This is a genomic window from Microlunatus elymi, assembly GCF_007362775.1.
GTDB lineage: Bacteria > Actinomycetota > Actinomycetes > Propionibacteriales > Propionibacteriaceae > Microlunatus > Microlunatus elymi.
This window is the reverse complement of the sequence record NZ_CP041692.1, coordinates 3456361-3470530: the sequence shown is the minus strand read 5'-3', so window position 1 is coordinate 3470530 and position 14170 is coordinate 3456361. Positions and strand designations below refer to the sequence as shown.

Sequence of the window (14170 nt, the reverse complement as noted above, 5' to 3'; positions counted from 1 at the left end):
CGGAATAGGGTCGTCGCAGGAAGTCGACACGACGGGAGAGATGATGGCGGAGTTGCCGGACGAGTTTCCCCTGCCCGGGCTGCCCGAACAGGTGCAGATCTACGAGGTCGGCCCGCGGGACGGCCTGCAGGCGGAGAAGGAGATCGTCGACACCCGGACCAAGATCGAATTCATCCGAGGACTTCGCCAGACCGGTTTGACGGCCATCGAAGCGACCAGCTTCGTCTCGCCCCGCTGGGTGCCGCAACTGGCCGACGCGGCCGAGGTGCTGGCCGGGATCGGTTCGGCCGACGGGATCCGGCATCCGGTGCTGGTGCCGAATCAGATCGGGATGGACCGCGCGCTGGCCGCCGGGGCCACCGAGATCGCGATCTTCGTCAGTGCCACCGAACGATTCGCCCACGAGAACCTGGACACCACCGTCGACGGTGCGATCGAATTGGCCGCGCCGGTGGTCCGGCAAGCCGCCGAGGCCGGCATCGGCGTACGCGGTTATGTCTCGATGTGCTTCGGCGACCCGTGGGAAGGGCGGGTGCCGATCGGTCAGGTCCTCGACGTCGTACGCCGCCTCGCCGATCTGGGTTGCCGGACGATCAGCCTCGGCGACACCATCGGGGTGGCGACGCCCGGCCATGTCCAGGCCCTGCTCGAGGCGATCGGCGGCACCGGGATCGGGATGGACCGGCTGGCGTTGCACTTCCACGACACCTACGGTCAGGCGCTGGCCAACGTGCTCAGCGGTCTGCGCTGCGGCGTCACCGAGTACGACGCCTCGGCCGGCGGCATCGGCGGCTGCCCGTTCGCCCGCTCGGCCACCGGCAACCTGGCCACCGAGGACCTGGTCTGGATGCTGAACGGTCTGGGCATCGAGCACGGGATCGATCTGGACCGGCTGGTGCAACTGAGTGGCTGGATGGCCGGCAAGCTCGGCCGCCCCTCACCGTCCCGGGTCGTCACCGCGCTCTACCAGGAGGCTGCTGCCGACCAGCTGTTCTGATCAGGTCGGCTACGGCTGTTTCGAGCAGGTCGACACCGGCCTCGTACATGCCTTAGGTTCGTGGCTGAGGACGGCCGAGGTTGAGAGTGAGCGATGGAATCTACTGGCTACGAGGGTTTCGACATCGATCGCAGCACCGCGCAGGCGTGGGCAGAGTTCCAGATGCGGCTCAGTGAGGTCGTCTCCGTGATCGACGACTCGGGTGACCTGGTCATCGGCACCGAGTCCGAACCGGCGGCCGAAGGCGGCCCGTTCGTCTCCTTCACCGCGCCGGCCCGCGACACGATCCGCTCCGAGGCCGCCAGCAACGCGGTGCTGGCCGACGCGTTCCAGCTCGGCCAGGGTGAACTGACCACGATGGAGCGGGCCGGCTGGCACGCGCCGACCGCCGAGCCGGACAACGGCACCGCGCCGACGGCCAACTTCTGGACCGAGCTGCCGCAGGAGGAGTCCGACCGGTTGGCCGAGCTGGCCGTGGTCGCCCTGCGGGACGTGTACGGAGTCCCGCATCCGGTCTTCCTGGCGCCCGACCAGCTCGCCGAGATCCTGACCCCGAAGGCCGAAGACGCCACCAAGGACCCGCTTTACGACGACGAGGACGTCACGGCGATCATGCCGGGCAGCCGTGAGCACCTGGACGAGCTGCTGGACGCGGAACTGACCGATCTCTTCGGGCACCGGCCGATCCGCGACGACGAGGGCGACATCGCGATCCGGGTCGGCTCGACGATGATCTTCCTGCGGACCTCACCGGACGCCCGGGAGATCGTGGTGTTCGCCGCCATCGTGCACGAGATCGAGGGCGGCCGGTCCCGGGCCGCCGAGGTGCTCAACGACCTCAACTGCGAAGGCCGCTGGGTGAAGTTCCAGTTGATCAAGGATCGGGTGTTCGCCACCCTGTCGGTGATGGCGCAGCCGTTCGTGCCGGCGCATCTGGCCCAGGCCGTACAGATCATGTCCGACACCGCGGACGCGATCGACGGACATCTTGCCGACAAGCTCCGCGGCCGGACCACCTTCGACGACACGGATCCCGACGACTGAGCCCATGTCCGACGACAAGCCGGTGCAGACCAGGCTGTGGCGGATCGCACCGCAGGGTCGCTACCAGTTGGCGGTGCACGGCGGCGCCGGTGGCCGGATCCACGAACTCGCCGATCAAGAACGGCACGCCTTCGAGGACGGACTGAGCCGGGCGTACGCGGCCGGCGAGACGGTGCTGGCCGACGGCGGCACCGCGACCGACGCTGTCTGCGCCGCGATCTGTGTGCTGGAAGACGATCCGCTGTTCAACGCCGGTCGCGGCGCCAGCCTGGCCGCCGACGGCAGTGCGGAGTTGGATGCCGCGATCATGGACGGTGCCGGGCACGCCGGAGCAGTGGCCGCGTCGCGCCATGCCAGGAATCCGGTTCGGTTGGCCCGTCAGGTGATGCGCCGATCACCGCACGTGCTGATCGCTGCGCCCGACGTGGAGTTGATCAACTCCTGGGGCGAGCAGACCGCCGATCAGCGGTATTTCGTCACCGACTCGCGCAGACGGCAGCTGGCCCACCTGCACGCCGACGATGCGGACGGGCCGAGGCACGGCACGGTCGGGGCGGTCGCCCGGGACTCGACCGGTGGGCTGGCCGCGGCCACCTCGACCGGCGGGATCGCCAATCAGAGCGTGGGCAGGGTCGGCGACACCCCGATCATCGGCGCCGGAACCTACGCCCGCAACGGTCTCGCGGCGATCTCCTGCACCGGCCACGGCGAGGCGTTCATGCTGTGCGTGGTGTCCTACGACATCGTTGCCCGGTTGCGATATCTCGGAGTTGATCTTGCCGACGCGGTGTCCGCGACGATCGAGACGGAGCTGTCCGGCAAGGATTCCAGTGGCGGTCTGGTGGCGGTCGGCGCCGACGGCACGGTGGTGGTCGCCCACAACTCGCCGATGATGTTCGCGGCCTTCGATCAAGATCATCGGCTGGTCACCTTGACCTGAGAGTCAGCCCTCGGCGTCCTGCCGGCGTTCCCGGGTGAGCAGGGTGATGATCACCGCCACCGCGACGCCGATGAAGGTCTCCACCGTACGGTCCCGGACCAGTTCGCCGATCGGCAGCGGATGCGCCAGCTGGGTCATCGACAACGCCAGCGGGGTGATGAAGAGCAGCGCCAGCCCGTAGTTGCGGCCGACGGTCAACTCCGCGCCAGCCTGCAACAACGCGGCGATCAAGATCACCAGAAGCGACGGCAGGTCCAGCGCCAGGATCGCGCCGGCGATCACCACCCCGATCACCGTGCCGATCAACCGTTGCGCCGCCCGCAGCAGCCGGGCGCCCTGATCGGGCGCCGCCATCGGCACCACGGCCGCCACCATCGCCCAGTACGGATGGCCGATGAAGCCGATCGAGGTGGCGATCAGACCGGCGATCGCGACGCTGATCGCGTACCGGATCGGGTAGTGACGCAACCGCCATTCGATCAGCCGTTGTTGGGATCCGGCGGGTTTGGGCCGGGCCGGGGTGGGCCGTGGTCCGGCCTTGATCAACTTCCGGATCAGCCCCGACCGGCCGAGCAAGGACACCAGCGCCGTCAGCCCGATCGCGAACAGGGCCGAGCTGACGACCACGGTCAGCGCGATCGGCACGTCGGTCCAGGTCGCCGGCACCGACGCGCAGGCGCCCAGCGCGAAGACCGGAAACAGCGGGCCCGGTGGATGCCAATGCCGGCGATGAGCGATCAGCGCGATGAACGTCGCCCAGACCGCGGCCACCGGAATCAGCAGCCAGCTGCGATAGGGGGAGATCCCGATCAGCACGCCGAGCAGCACCGAGACGGTCAGCGTCAGACCGGCGAAGGCCTGCATCCGCAACCGCGGCCGCAGCGGACTGGTCCGGCCGTAGAGCGCGGTGAACGCGCCGAAGGTGGCGTACAGCGACCACTCGATGTGGCCGATGCCCAGCAGAACCAGCAGCGGCACCGCGACCGACAGCGCCGCCCGGATCGCAACCGTGTGCTCACCACGATGCGGCCCGACAGCGATCAGCTGCCGAAGCTGTGACCGCAAGCCGGCGTTCAAGATCAACTCACCATTCGGCGAGCGACCCGTCGGCATGCCGCCAGATCGGGTTGTGCCACTGATGCCCGCGCTCGGCGGCCGCTCGTACGACGTCCTCGTCGACCTCGATGCCCAGCCCCGGCCCGGTCGGCCGGGCCACCGCGCTGTTGGCGAAGTCGAACACGGCCGGGTCGACCAGGTAGTCCAACAGATCGGAGCCGGCGTTGTAATGGATGCCCAGGCTGGTCTCCTGGATGATCGCGTTCGGGCTGGCGAAGTCGATCTGCAGGCTGGCGGCGAAGGCGATCGGGCCGAGCGGACAGTGCGGGGCCAACGCAACACCGTACGACTCCGCGGCGGCGGCGATCCGGCGGACCTCGGAGATGCCGCCGGCGTGCGACAGATCCGGTTGGGCGACGGCGATCCCGGTCGGCAGCACATCGCGGAAATCCCAACGGGAGTAGAGCCTTTCGCCGGTGGCGATCGGGATCGTGGTGCTCTCGGTGATCTTGGTCAGGTCGGCCGACAGCTCCGGCACCACCGGCTCCTCGACGAAGAGCGGATGCAGGTCCTCCAGCGCCCGGCAGGCGACTCGGGCGACGGCGGGGGAGAAGCGGCCGTGGAAGTCGATGGCGATGTCGAAGTCGTCGCCGACCGCGTCGCGGACGGCGGCCACCCTGGCGACCAGGGCCTTGATCTCGGCCCGCGACTCCAGTGCCCGCATCCGGCCGGCGCCGTTCATCTTGATCGCGGTGAAGCCTTGTTCGCGGCGCTGCAGCGCGTGGTCGGCCAAGTCGCGGGGATCGTCGCCGCCGATCCAGGAGTAGACCCGCATCCGGTCCCGGACCGGGCCGCCCAGCAACTCGTGGATCGGCAATCCCAGCGCCTTGCCCTTGATGTCCCACAGTGCCTGGTCGATGCCGGCGACGGCGCTGGACAGCACCGGGCCGCCGCGGTAGAAGCCGCCCTTGGTGAGGGTCTGCCAATGATCTTCGACCGGGCTCGGGTCCTGGCCGATCAACAGCGGGGAGAGTTCCTCGACGGCCGCGGCGACGGTGGCCGCCTTGCCCTCGACGATCGGCTCACCCCAGCCGGTGATCCCGTCGTCGGTACGGATCGCCAGGAACAGCCAGCGGGGCTCGATGATGTAGGTGTCCAGCGCGGTGATCTTCACCCGGCTACTCTTTCACGCCGACTTGTCAGCGTCAGAGGGCGCTATAGCGCCTTCTCACGCTGACAAGTCAGTCCTCGGAGTCGTCGCCGGGCCGCAGCCGGGCCAGCAGGTCGTCGTGCAGCCGGCCGTTGGACGCGTACGCGCCGACGCCGTTGGGGCCCGGATTTCCTTCCAGGTCAGTGAATCGGCCGCCCGCCTCGGTGACGACGATGGAGCAGGCCGCCATGTCGTGCAGCTCCAGCTCCGGTTCGCAGGCAAGATCAACTGCGCCCTCGGCCAGCAGCATGTAGGACCAGAAGTCACCGTAGGCGCGGGTCCGCCAGGCATCCCGCAGCAGGTCCACGAAGCCCTGACCGAGGCCGGAGGAGATCCAGCCGTTCAACGAGGAGTAGCTCAACGACGCGTCCTCGATCTTGGCCACGTCGGACACCTGGATGCCGGAGGCGGACATCAGCGACTTGCCGGTGTAGGCGCCGCCGCCCAGGCTGGCCCACCAGCGCCGGTTGAGGGCCGGTGCGCTGACCACTCCGACCACCGGTTGATCCTCGATCATCAGCGCGATCAAGGTCGCCCAGACCGGGACGCCGCGGACGTAGTTCTTGGTGCCGTCGATCGGATCGATCACCCACCGCCGCGGTCCCCAGCCGGTGTCGTCCATCTCCTCGCCGTGCACGGCATCACGCGGCCGGGCCCGGCCGAGGGTACGCCGCAGCGCCTCCTCGACCGAGGTGTCGGCGTCGGTCACCGGAGTCAGGTCCGGCTTGGCCGTGACGTGCAGGTCCAGTGCCTTGAACCGGCTCATGGTGATCGAATCGGCGTCGTCGGCGAGCAGGTGCGCCAGCCGCAGGTCGTCGGTCAGCGCGGCATGGGGATCAGACATGGGGCTGAGGTTACTGGTCCGTGGTGATCATCCGGCGGAAGGACTCCAGTCGTGCCGCGGACAGGTCGCCGCGTTCGACCGCGGCATCGAGCCCGCAGTCTTCAGCGCCGGTGTCGTGCGGGCAACCGCGCGGGCAGTCGGCGACGAACCGTTCCAGGTCGTCGAAGGCGGCCACGATCCGGTCCCGGGAGACATGGCTGAGCCCGAACGAGCGGACGCCGGGGGTGTCGATCACCCAGCCCGGCCCTTCACCTGGCTCAGCACTGGAGGGCCCTGAGCTTGTCGAAGGGTCGATGGGCGGTAGTTGCAGCGCGTACGCGGCGGTGGAGGTGTGCCGGCCCTTGCCGGTCACCTCGTTCACCGATCCCGTACTGCGGTTGGCGTCCGGGATCAGTGCGTTGACCAGGGTGGACTTGCCGACCCCGGAATGCCCGACGAAAACACTGCGGCGACCGGCCAGCCGCTCCCGCAGCGAGTCCAGGTCGGCGCCGGGGGAGGTGATCTCGATCGGCACGTCCAGCGGTCCGTACATCGCGATCAGCTCGTCCGGCGAGGCCAGGTCTGCCTTGGTCAGGCAGAGCAGCGGATCCAGCCCGGCGTCGTAACCGGCAACCAGGCAGCGGTCGATCATCCCGGTCCGCGGCTGCGGATCGGCCAACGCGGTGACGATCACCAACTGGTCGGCGTTGGCCACGATCGGACGCTCGTACGGGTCGTCGTCGTCGGCGGTCCGGCGCAGCACGGTCTGACGGTCCAGCACCTCGACGACCCGGGCCAGGGTGCCCTCGTCGCCGGACACGTCGCCGACCAGCCGGGCCCGGTCGCCGACGATCACGCCCTTGCGGCCGAGCTGGCGGGCCTTCGCGGCGGTCACTTCATGATCATCGACGAGGCAGGTGTAGCGGCCCCGGTCGATGGTGATCACCATCCCGACGACCGCGTCGGAGTAGTCCGGCCTGATCTTGGTCCGCGGCCTGGTACGCCGCCGGGGTCGCTCGAATCGAGCATGATCATCTTCGCCGACCCCGCGCGGTGTCACGCCTGACCGGCTCCTTGATCAACAGTTCCTTGATCATCTGCTGCTTGATCGCTGCCGAGTTGATCATTGAGTTCGTCGGCGGCGACGCTGTCGGCCAGCATCTTCTCCCACAGGGCAACGAAATCCGGCATGGTCTTGGAGACGCAGTCGACGTCGTCGAGCACGATGTCGTCGACCATCAGCCCGAACAACGCACCAGCGGTCACCATCCGATGGTCGGCGAACGTCCGCCAGGTGTTACTGAGCAACAGCTTCGGATGGATGGTCAGACCGTCGTCAGTCTCCTGCACCTTGCAACCGACCGCGGTCAGGTCCTCGGCCAGCGCGGCGAGCCGGTCGGTTTCGTGGCCCCGGATGTGCGCGACCCCGTGGATGTGGCTGGTGTGCTCGGCGAACGCGGCCAGCACCGCCACCACCGGGGTCAGCTCGGAGGCGTCATGCAGATCAAGATCAACCGACTCGATGTTGTCGGTGCCCTCGACCGTGAGCACGCCGTCTTCAAGATCAACATCGGCACCCAGCAGCGCCAGCACGTCGGCGATGGCGGCACCGGGCTGGTGCGATCGGGCCGGCCAGTGCGGCACCTTGATCCGTCCGCCGGTGAGCGCGGCGGCGGCCAGGAACGGCGCGGCGTTGGCCAGATCCGGTTCGACCACGAACTCGCCGCCGGTGATCTCGCCGGGGGACACCACCCAGCGATTCTCCTGCGAGTCGTCGACCTGGACACCGCGCTCGCGCAACATCTGCACGGTCATGTCGATGTTGGGCTTGCTGGGCACTGCGGTGGCGCCCTCATGCCGTACGTCGATGCCGTTGGTCATCCGCGCTCCGGCCAGCAACAGTCCGGAGATGAACTGGCTGGAGGCACTCGAGTCGACAGTGACCACGCCACCGGGCAGATCGGCCCGGCCGGTGACGGTGAACGGCAGCCCGTCCTCGGTCCTTTCGATGGTCGCGCCGACGGCCTGCAGGCCGTCCAGCAGCGCCGACATCGGCCGGACCCTGGCCTCCTCGTCGCCGTCGAAGGTGGTCGACCCGGCGGCGAAGGCAGCCAGCGGCGGCACGAACCGCATCACCGTACCCGCCAGGCCGCAGTCGATCCGCTCCGTTGCGGTGAACTCGGCCGGCGGCCGCACCTGCCAGCGGTCACCTTCCTCGGTGATCTGCACACCGAGGGCGCGCAGCGCGTCGCGCATCAGCCGGGTGTCGCGGGCTTCCAGTCCGCCGATGATCACCGACGGCCCGGTGGCCAACGCGGCGAGAATCAGGGCTCGGTTGGTCTCCGACTTCGAACCGGGGATGGTGACTTCGGCATGGACCGGGACCTGCGCCAACGGGGCGGTCCAAGATCGGTTGGGCATTCGGGCAGCTCCGTGGGCGTCGAGACGGGTGACGTCAGTTGTTGCCGAGCTCGATGTGCTCACCGAGCTGGGTCCGCGCGTCATCGGCGATCTTACGGACACTCTTGGTGGCGTCCTCGACGGCACCCTGCGCCTTCTTGGAAACCTTGGCGCTCGACTTCTGCACCCGGTCGACGGACTTCTTCGCGCTCTTCCTGGCCTGCTTGCGCGCGTGCTTGGCCTCGACCTGGGCCCGTTCGGCGGCAGCCTTGGCCTGCTTGGCCGCCTGCCGGCGCGCCTTGCGGCTCTCGGCGACGACTTCCTCGACCAGGGCCAGGCCGCCGGCGACGGCGGCGCCGGTGACCTCGTTGCGACCGCGCTTGATCGCCTTCTTGGCGTCCTTCTTCGCCTTCTTGGTCCGCTTCACCGCGAGCTCGCGGCCCTCGTTGGCGCGCCAGACGATGCCGGGCTTGCCCTCGGTGTCCCGGGAGGCGATGATCACGCCGCCGAGCAGGCTGAGGTTCTTGACGAACTGCTGTCGATCGGCGGTCTTCTCCTCCCGGTCGGTGCGGCTCCAGAACGGATGCCGGGCCACCGTCGCGGGGATCAGCGACAGGGCGAGCAGTCCGGCGCCGAGCCGGCGGCCCTTGCCGGAGGCCAGGGCGACGCCGCCGATCACCTGGGCGGCACCGTTCAGCCGTACCAGGGTGGCGGTGTCCTCGGGAATCAGCCCGGCCACCTGCTCGGGTGCGAACCGCTTGGCGGTCGGCACGATCCGCTCGGCCAGCGGCTCGGCGTCGGCCACGAACTCGCTGGGATTGCGGACCGCCCGGATGCCGTTGAGCACGAAGTAGCTGGAGAGCATGGTCCGGCCGATGGCGCGCACAAGTGTCATGTCCTTATTCCTAACACAAGCCGACCCCGGCTAAACGGTCTGCTGAGGCTCGGCTCGGGTGTCGGACCCCTCGACTACCGTGTGCCGCATGTGCGGCAGGTATGCGTCCTCGGCGACGCCGGAGGAATTGGCCGAGGAGTTCGAGGTCGACGACATCGTCGGTGTGCTGCCGGGGGCTGACTACAACGTCGCGCCGACGGTCGAGGTGCCCGCGGTCCTGGAGCGCAAGGCGCACGAGACCAACGACGTCCGGCGGCGGCTGACCCCGCTGACCTGGGGACTGGTGCCGTCCTGGGCGAAGAGCCGCAACACCGGCGCGAAGATGATCAACGCCCGCTACGAGACGGTGGCGGAGAAGCCGGCGTTCAAGCGCGCCTGCGCGGTCCGCCGCTGTCTGCTGCCGGCCGACGGCTACTACGAGTGGTACGAGCCGAAGGAGCCGCAACGCATCGCAGGAAGGCCCCGCAAGCAGCCGTTCTTCATCCATCGCGCCGACGGCGGTCGGTTGGTGATGGCCGGGCTGTACGAGATCTGGCGCGACCCCGAGAAGGACCGCGACGACGACTCGGCCTGGCTGCGGACCTGCACGGTGATCACCACCACCGCGACCGATGCGGTCGGCCACATCCACGACCGGATGCCGATGATCGTCTCGCCCGACCGCTGGGACGCCTGGCTGGACCCGAAACTCACCGACCCCCAAGCTGCCCGCCAACTGCTGGCCGTGACCGAAGCCGACCAGCTGGAGGCGTACGCGGTGTCGACGCTGGTCAGCAACGTCGCCAACAACGGCCCCGAGTTGCTGGAGCCGCTGACGCCCGAACCCGACGACACCCTGTTCTAGGGCATGAAACAAAGGGAGGATTCGTGGCGGCTGACCGGATGGTCGAGGTGGAGACACCGGAGGGACCCGGGCGGTTCTATCTGCGGGACGCACCGTCACCGCAGGCGTTGTTGATCATGGGCCACGGCGCCGGCGGCGGGGTCGATGCAGTTGACCTGTCGGTGCTGGCCTCCCGGTTGCCGGGGCACGGCATCACGGTGGCACGATTCGAACAGCCCTGGCGCACCGCAGGCAAGAAGGTGGCGAGCCGGCCGCCGAAGCTCGACATCGCCTGGAAAGCCGCCATCCCTCAGCTGCTTCATGATCAGCCGCAGGACCTGCCGTACTTCTTCGGCGGGCGCAGCGCCGGAGCCCGGGTGGCGTGCCGGACCGCGCCCGAATTCGATCTTGTCCGCGGCGTCGTCTGCTGCGCGTTTCCGCTGCATCCGCCGGGCCGGCCCGATCGCAGTCGCGCCGACGAATTGCTCGGCGCCGGAGTGCCGCGGCTGGTGCTGCAGGGGGAGCGGGACACCTTCGGCGGCCCCGACGAGGTGCGGGAAGCCGCGGCCGGCGATCCGGCGATCAAGATCATCACCGTGCCGGGCGCCGATCACTCGATGCGGACGACCAAGAACGGGCCGATCACGCCGGCCGAGCTGCGGGATCTGATCACCGATTCGGTGATCAACTTCGTGCTGCGATGAGATTTGTCTACGTGTTCGCCATTGCGGCCGCGGATTGCTCCGATTCGCTCGACGCGTATACACATGTCATCACGCTCCTGCTTCGGCGCCGACGATGATCGAGGCGATCACCTCGCGTACAGCGGCCGGGTCCGGCGACGCGCCGAGCTCACCGGCGAACAGCAAGTGGACGGTGCCGATGATGCTCAGCGCCAGCAGTCGGACATCGGCATCGGCACGCAGCCGACCGTGCTGCTGCTCCGCGCTCAGATAGCTGATCAACTTGGTGCCGGCCTCGGTGAGCAGCGGGAGTCCGACCGGGGTGGTCTGCCGAAGCCGGGACCGCAGCTCGTCGCGCGAGGTCACCAACGCAACGATCGCCAGCGCCACCGGGTCGAACCAGGCGGTCACTGCCCGGACCAGATTGTCGGTGACGGAGCCACTGCCGACCGAGCGCTGAAGATCATCGGCGTGCTCGGCGAGGCGCGCGATCCGATCGCGGACCAGTTCGGTCAGGAAGTCGTCGAAGTCGGCGAAGTGGCGATGCAGGACGCCCTTGGCGACCCCCGCCTCGGCGGTCACCGCGCGGCTGGTCAGCGCGGCCGGTCCTTGGCGCAGCAGGATTTGTTCGGCAGCGCCGAACAGTTGTTGGCGCGGATCCTGCAAGGCAACACCGGTGGGCATCTCTTCGCTTCTCCTGTGGCCTTCGCGATCGAGTGATTGGCGAGTGGGCACATGCCCACCTAGAGTGGGCGCATGGTCACTCTACCGTCCGAGTCGGAGCCCACCGCCGCTCGAGCTCCGTACCAGCATCGCGAACTCGCCGAGTCCTTCGGCACCGACGCGGAGCGCTACGACCGAGCTCGCCCGCACTATCCGCCCGAACTGGCCGAGCTGGTGCTGGCTGACCTGGGGCCGGCCGATCTGGATCAGAACGGACCTGCCGGCCCGTCGGTCCTCGACGTCGGCATCGGCACCGGCATCTCCGCCGCACGGTTCGTCGACGCGGGCTGCAGCCTGCTCGGCGTCGAGGTCGACGAGCGAATGGCTGAGGTCGCCCGACGGCGCGGGCTGCCGGTCGAGATCGGCAGGTTCGAGCAGTGGGATGCACGCGGTCGTAGGCTCGATCTGCTGATCTCCGGCCAGACCTGGCATTGGATCGATCCCGACGCGGGGGCGAGAAAGGCGGCCGAGGTATTGCGTCCGGGCGGTCGGATCGCGCTGTTCTGGAACGTCGCCGATCCAGAGCCGGAGCTCGCGCACGCTTTCGCTGACGTCTATCGTTCGGTCGACACCGGGCTGCCGTTCACGCCGTGGGCGGCATCGGCGGTCGCCGGCTACCAGCCGATCACTAAGCGCGTGATCGAGGGACTCCGCCAGACCGCCGCCTTCACCGAGCCCGAGCAGCACAACCTGGATTGGTCGGCGACCGTGACGCGGGACGACTGGCTCGACGTGGTCCCGACCTCCGGCGGCCACAACCGGATCCCGCCGGCGATCCTGCAGCAGCTGCTGGACGGGATGGCCGCGGTGATCGACAGGGCCGGCGGCAGCTTCACGCTGAATTCGACGACCCTGGTGATCGTCGCCGACCGGCTCTGACTCGGAACCCTGCGCACGAGATGAGTACGGGATTACAAGAACCCTGCGCCAGTGACGCTTAGCGGGCCGAAATGCCGGCGGTTGGGCTCACTGGAGCAGGAATCTTGTAATCGGCCGCGGCACTTCAATGTTTGAGGGCACGGATCTCGTCGTCGGTCAGTCCGATTGAGGTCAGGTAGCCCTCGACGCTGCCGTAGCGGCCCTCGATGTGCTCGATCACGTTGATCATGATCTCGGGGACGACGTTCTGGGCGATCCGAGTGCGCTCCGGATCGTTGCTGGCGGCCAGCTCGGCAGCGAATCGTTCGGCGAAGTTCTCCCGGGTTGCGGCGTAGTCGGCGCCGATCTGATCAAGATCGGCGCCCCACAGCCTGGCCAGCAGTGCGCTCACCACGCCGGTGCGGTCCTTGCCCGCCGAACAGCACACCAAGGCGTCGCCGTCGATCTGGGCCAACGTCCGGAAAACGATCTTGATGGTGGCCCGATGCCGTTCCAGCCAGTCGATGTACTGCTCGTCGAGTTGAACCGCCGCGTCGGCCGACTCGATTGCCGAGGACGGATCGAACAGCGGCATCCGCTGATAGCCGGCGGTGGCCGCGAGCGGATGCGGCACCCGCTCCACCTCGTCGTCACGGCGCAGATCGAGCACCGCGATCAGCGATCCTGGGTACGCCGTCGGCTCGACCACTTCGGTGTCGGCGCGATAGATCGTCCGCCGCCGTCCGGTCTGCAACGACGGTCCGCCGACCTCGCGCAGATTCCTCAGCGCGGTGGCAGCAGCGCTGGTCGGCCGGGCGGTTGCGTCGGTGCTCAAGGCGCTAGAGGTGGTCGGTGAGGCCGGTGCGCTCGGGATCGTCACGTCGCCCACTCTGTCATGGACGTCGACGGCCGCCGGCGAGCGGCCTGCCGACTCGCAGGCCCCGAAATCCGTTGACGCCGGGGCGGTGGGCCGAAACGATGCCGGGCATGTCCGAATTCGTCTCGAGCCACATCGACTGGCCGAGCCTGAACCACGCCGAGGTCAGGCAGTTGCTGGAGGATCGCGGCTGGCGGCTGCTCGGGTCCGGCGATTGGGCCCGCGCCCTCGTGGACAACAGCGGCGAGGTGGTTGCCCGGATCAGCGCGTTCGAACCCGCCTACGGCTACTTCGTCGACCTGTGCCGGCGGCTCGCCGGCAACCCGTGGCTGCCGCGAATCCACCTGGCGACCGAGTTGGAGGGCGGCGGCCACCTGGCGCTGATGGAGCGGCTGCGGCCACGCGATCTCGACCCCGAGGGGCCGGACGCGGGTGCGAGCATCGATCCGCTCTGGTGCGACCCGAGCGATCCGTACCTGCGAAAACTCAAGCAGGAGTTGGAAAATCTCGACGCGATGAACCGAGCCGAGGTGCCCTGGTGGGGCGGCCTCGACCTCAAACCGGACCACTTCATGATCGCCGCTGACGCGCGGCTCAAGCTGGTCGACCCGCTCTACGTCGCCGGCGAACAGCTGTACGCCGCAGCCCGCGACAACTACCCAGAGTTCTGCCGGATCATCCCGCCCGAGCGGCATCGCTACCTGCTGCAGATAGCGATCTTCGACCAGCCCGACGTGGCCGCCGACCTGCCCGCTCTGCGGCAGGCGACCGGCCTGCCGTGAGACCGGCTGATCATCGCTGTGATCGGGAATACGCCGCAGCGGCGGATGTTGCACCAACT

Annotated in this window: 15 protein-coding genes; 7 read left to right on the top strand and 8 right to left on the bottom strand. The window is 68.6% G+C overall.

Annotated elements, in window-relative coordinates:
* The first annotated feature begins 40 nt into the window (after positions 1 to 40).
* The 3 genes from FOE78_RS15470 to FOE78_RS15460 all read left to right on the top strand — a co-directional run bounded on the left by FOE78_RS15470 (position 41) and on the right by FOE78_RS15460 (position 2981).
* Positions 41 to 997 (top strand): hydroxymethylglutaryl-CoA lyase, encoded by a 957-nt coding sequence (locus tag FOE78_RS15470; RefSeq protein WP_210414610.1) that lies wholly within the window; start codon positions 41 to 43, stop codon positions 995 to 997.
* A gap of 93 nt (positions 998 to 1090) precedes the next feature.
* Positions 1091 to 2041 (top strand): T3SS (YopN, CesT) and YbjN peptide-binding chaperone 1, encoded by a 951-nt coding sequence (locus FOE78_RS15465; RefSeq protein WP_143987099.1) that lies wholly within the window; start codon positions 1091 to 1093, stop codon positions 2039 to 2041.
* 4 nt (positions 2042 to 2045) lie between these two features.
* Complete coding sequence (locus FOE78_RS15460) at positions 2046 to 2981, top strand: isoaspartyl peptidase/L-asparaginase family protein (RefSeq protein ID WP_143987098.1); 936 nt, start codon at positions 2046 to 2048, stop codon at positions 2979 to 2981.
* 3 nt (positions 2982 to 2984) lie between these two features.
* Here the strand turns inward: FOE78_RS15460 and FOE78_RS15455 are convergent, their stop codons facing one another.
* The 6 genes from FOE78_RS15455 to FOE78_RS15430 form a co-directional block, all read right to left on the bottom strand.
* Positions 2985 to 4094, bottom strand: coding sequence for an FUSC family protein (locus FOE78_RS15455; protein ID WP_143987097.1), 1110 nt, complete (start codon positions 4092 to 4094; stop codon positions 2985 to 2987).
* On the bottom strand, positions 4066 to 5211 hold the full coding sequence (gene dgoD, locus FOE78_RS15450; protein WP_143987096.1) for a galactonate dehydratase: 1146 nt from the start codon (positions 5209 to 5211) through the stop codon (positions 4066 to 4068). The genes FOE78_RS15455 and dgoD overlap by 29 nt, the downstream gene beginning before the upstream one ends.
* A gap of 67 nt (positions 5212 to 5278) precedes the next feature.
* Positions 5279 to 6091, bottom strand: a complete 813-nt coding sequence (locus FOE78_RS15445; RefSeq protein WP_143987095.1) for an inositol monophosphatase family protein — start codon at positions 6089 to 6091, stop codon at positions 5279 to 5281.
* Between the two features lie 10 nt (positions 6092 to 6101).
* Complete coding sequence (gene rsgA / locus FOE78_RS15440) at positions 6102 to 7130, bottom strand: ribosome small subunit-dependent GTPase A (protein WP_228265844.1); 1029 nt, start codon at positions 7128 to 7130, stop codon at positions 6102 to 6104.
* Positions 7127 to 8491, bottom strand: a complete 1365-nt coding sequence (aroA, locus tag FOE78_RS15435; RefSeq protein WP_143987094.1) for a 3-phosphoshikimate 1-carboxyvinyltransferase — start codon at positions 8489 to 8491, stop codon at positions 7127 to 7129. Before aroA ends, rsgA begins: the two co-directional genes overlap by 4 nt.
* 34 nt (positions 8492 to 8525) lie before the next feature.
* Entirely contained in the window at positions 8526 to 9365 is an 840-nt protein-coding gene (locus FOE78_RS15430) for a DoxX family membrane protein (protein WP_143987093.1), read from the bottom strand.
* A gap of 88 nt (positions 9366 to 9453) precedes the next feature.
* On the opposite strand from FOE78_RS15430, the gene FOE78_RS15425 reads away from it, so the two are divergent.
* Entirely contained in the window at positions 9454 to 10209 is a 756-nt protein-coding gene (locus FOE78_RS15425) for an SOS response-associated peptidase (protein WP_143987092.1), read from the top strand.
* A 23-nt stretch (positions 10210 to 10232) separates the two neighbouring features.
* Positions 10233 to 10892 (top strand): alpha/beta hydrolase family protein, encoded by a 660-nt coding sequence (locus FOE78_RS15420; protein ID WP_210414609.1) that lies wholly within the window; start codon positions 10233 to 10235, stop codon positions 10890 to 10892.
* A 69-nt stretch (positions 10893 to 10961) separates the two neighbouring features.
* Here FOE78_RS15420 and FOE78_RS15415 read toward each other — a convergent pair whose 3' ends face one another.
* Positions 10962 to 11555 (bottom strand): TetR/AcrR family transcriptional regulator, encoded by a 594-nt coding sequence (locus tag FOE78_RS15415; protein ID WP_143987091.1) that lies wholly within the window; start codon positions 11553 to 11555, stop codon positions 10962 to 10964.
* A 72-nt stretch (positions 11556 to 11627) separates the two neighbouring features.
* Here FOE78_RS15415 and FOE78_RS15410 point away from each other — a divergent pair, with 72 nt between their 5' ends.
* Complete coding sequence (locus FOE78_RS15410) at positions 11628 to 12473, top strand: class I SAM-dependent methyltransferase (protein ID WP_143987090.1); 846 nt, start codon at positions 11628 to 11630, stop codon at positions 12471 to 12473.
* Between the two features lie 124 nt (positions 12474 to 12597).
* On the opposite strand, the gene FOE78_RS15405 is transcribed toward FOE78_RS15410, so the two are convergent.
* Entirely contained in the window at positions 12598 to 13287 is a 690-nt protein-coding gene (locus FOE78_RS15405) for a tyrosine-protein phosphatase (RefSeq protein WP_168207542.1), read from the bottom strand.
* A gap of 152 nt (positions 13288 to 13439) precedes the next feature.
* Between FOE78_RS15405 and FOE78_RS15400 the strand changes: the two genes are divergently transcribed.
* Positions 13440 to 14111: a hypothetical protein gene (locus tag FOE78_RS15400; protein WP_143987088.1), complete on the top strand. Its 672-nt coding sequence runs from the start codon at positions 13440 to 13442 to the stop codon at positions 14109 to 14111.
* Positions 14112 to 14170: the final 59 nt, after the last annotated feature.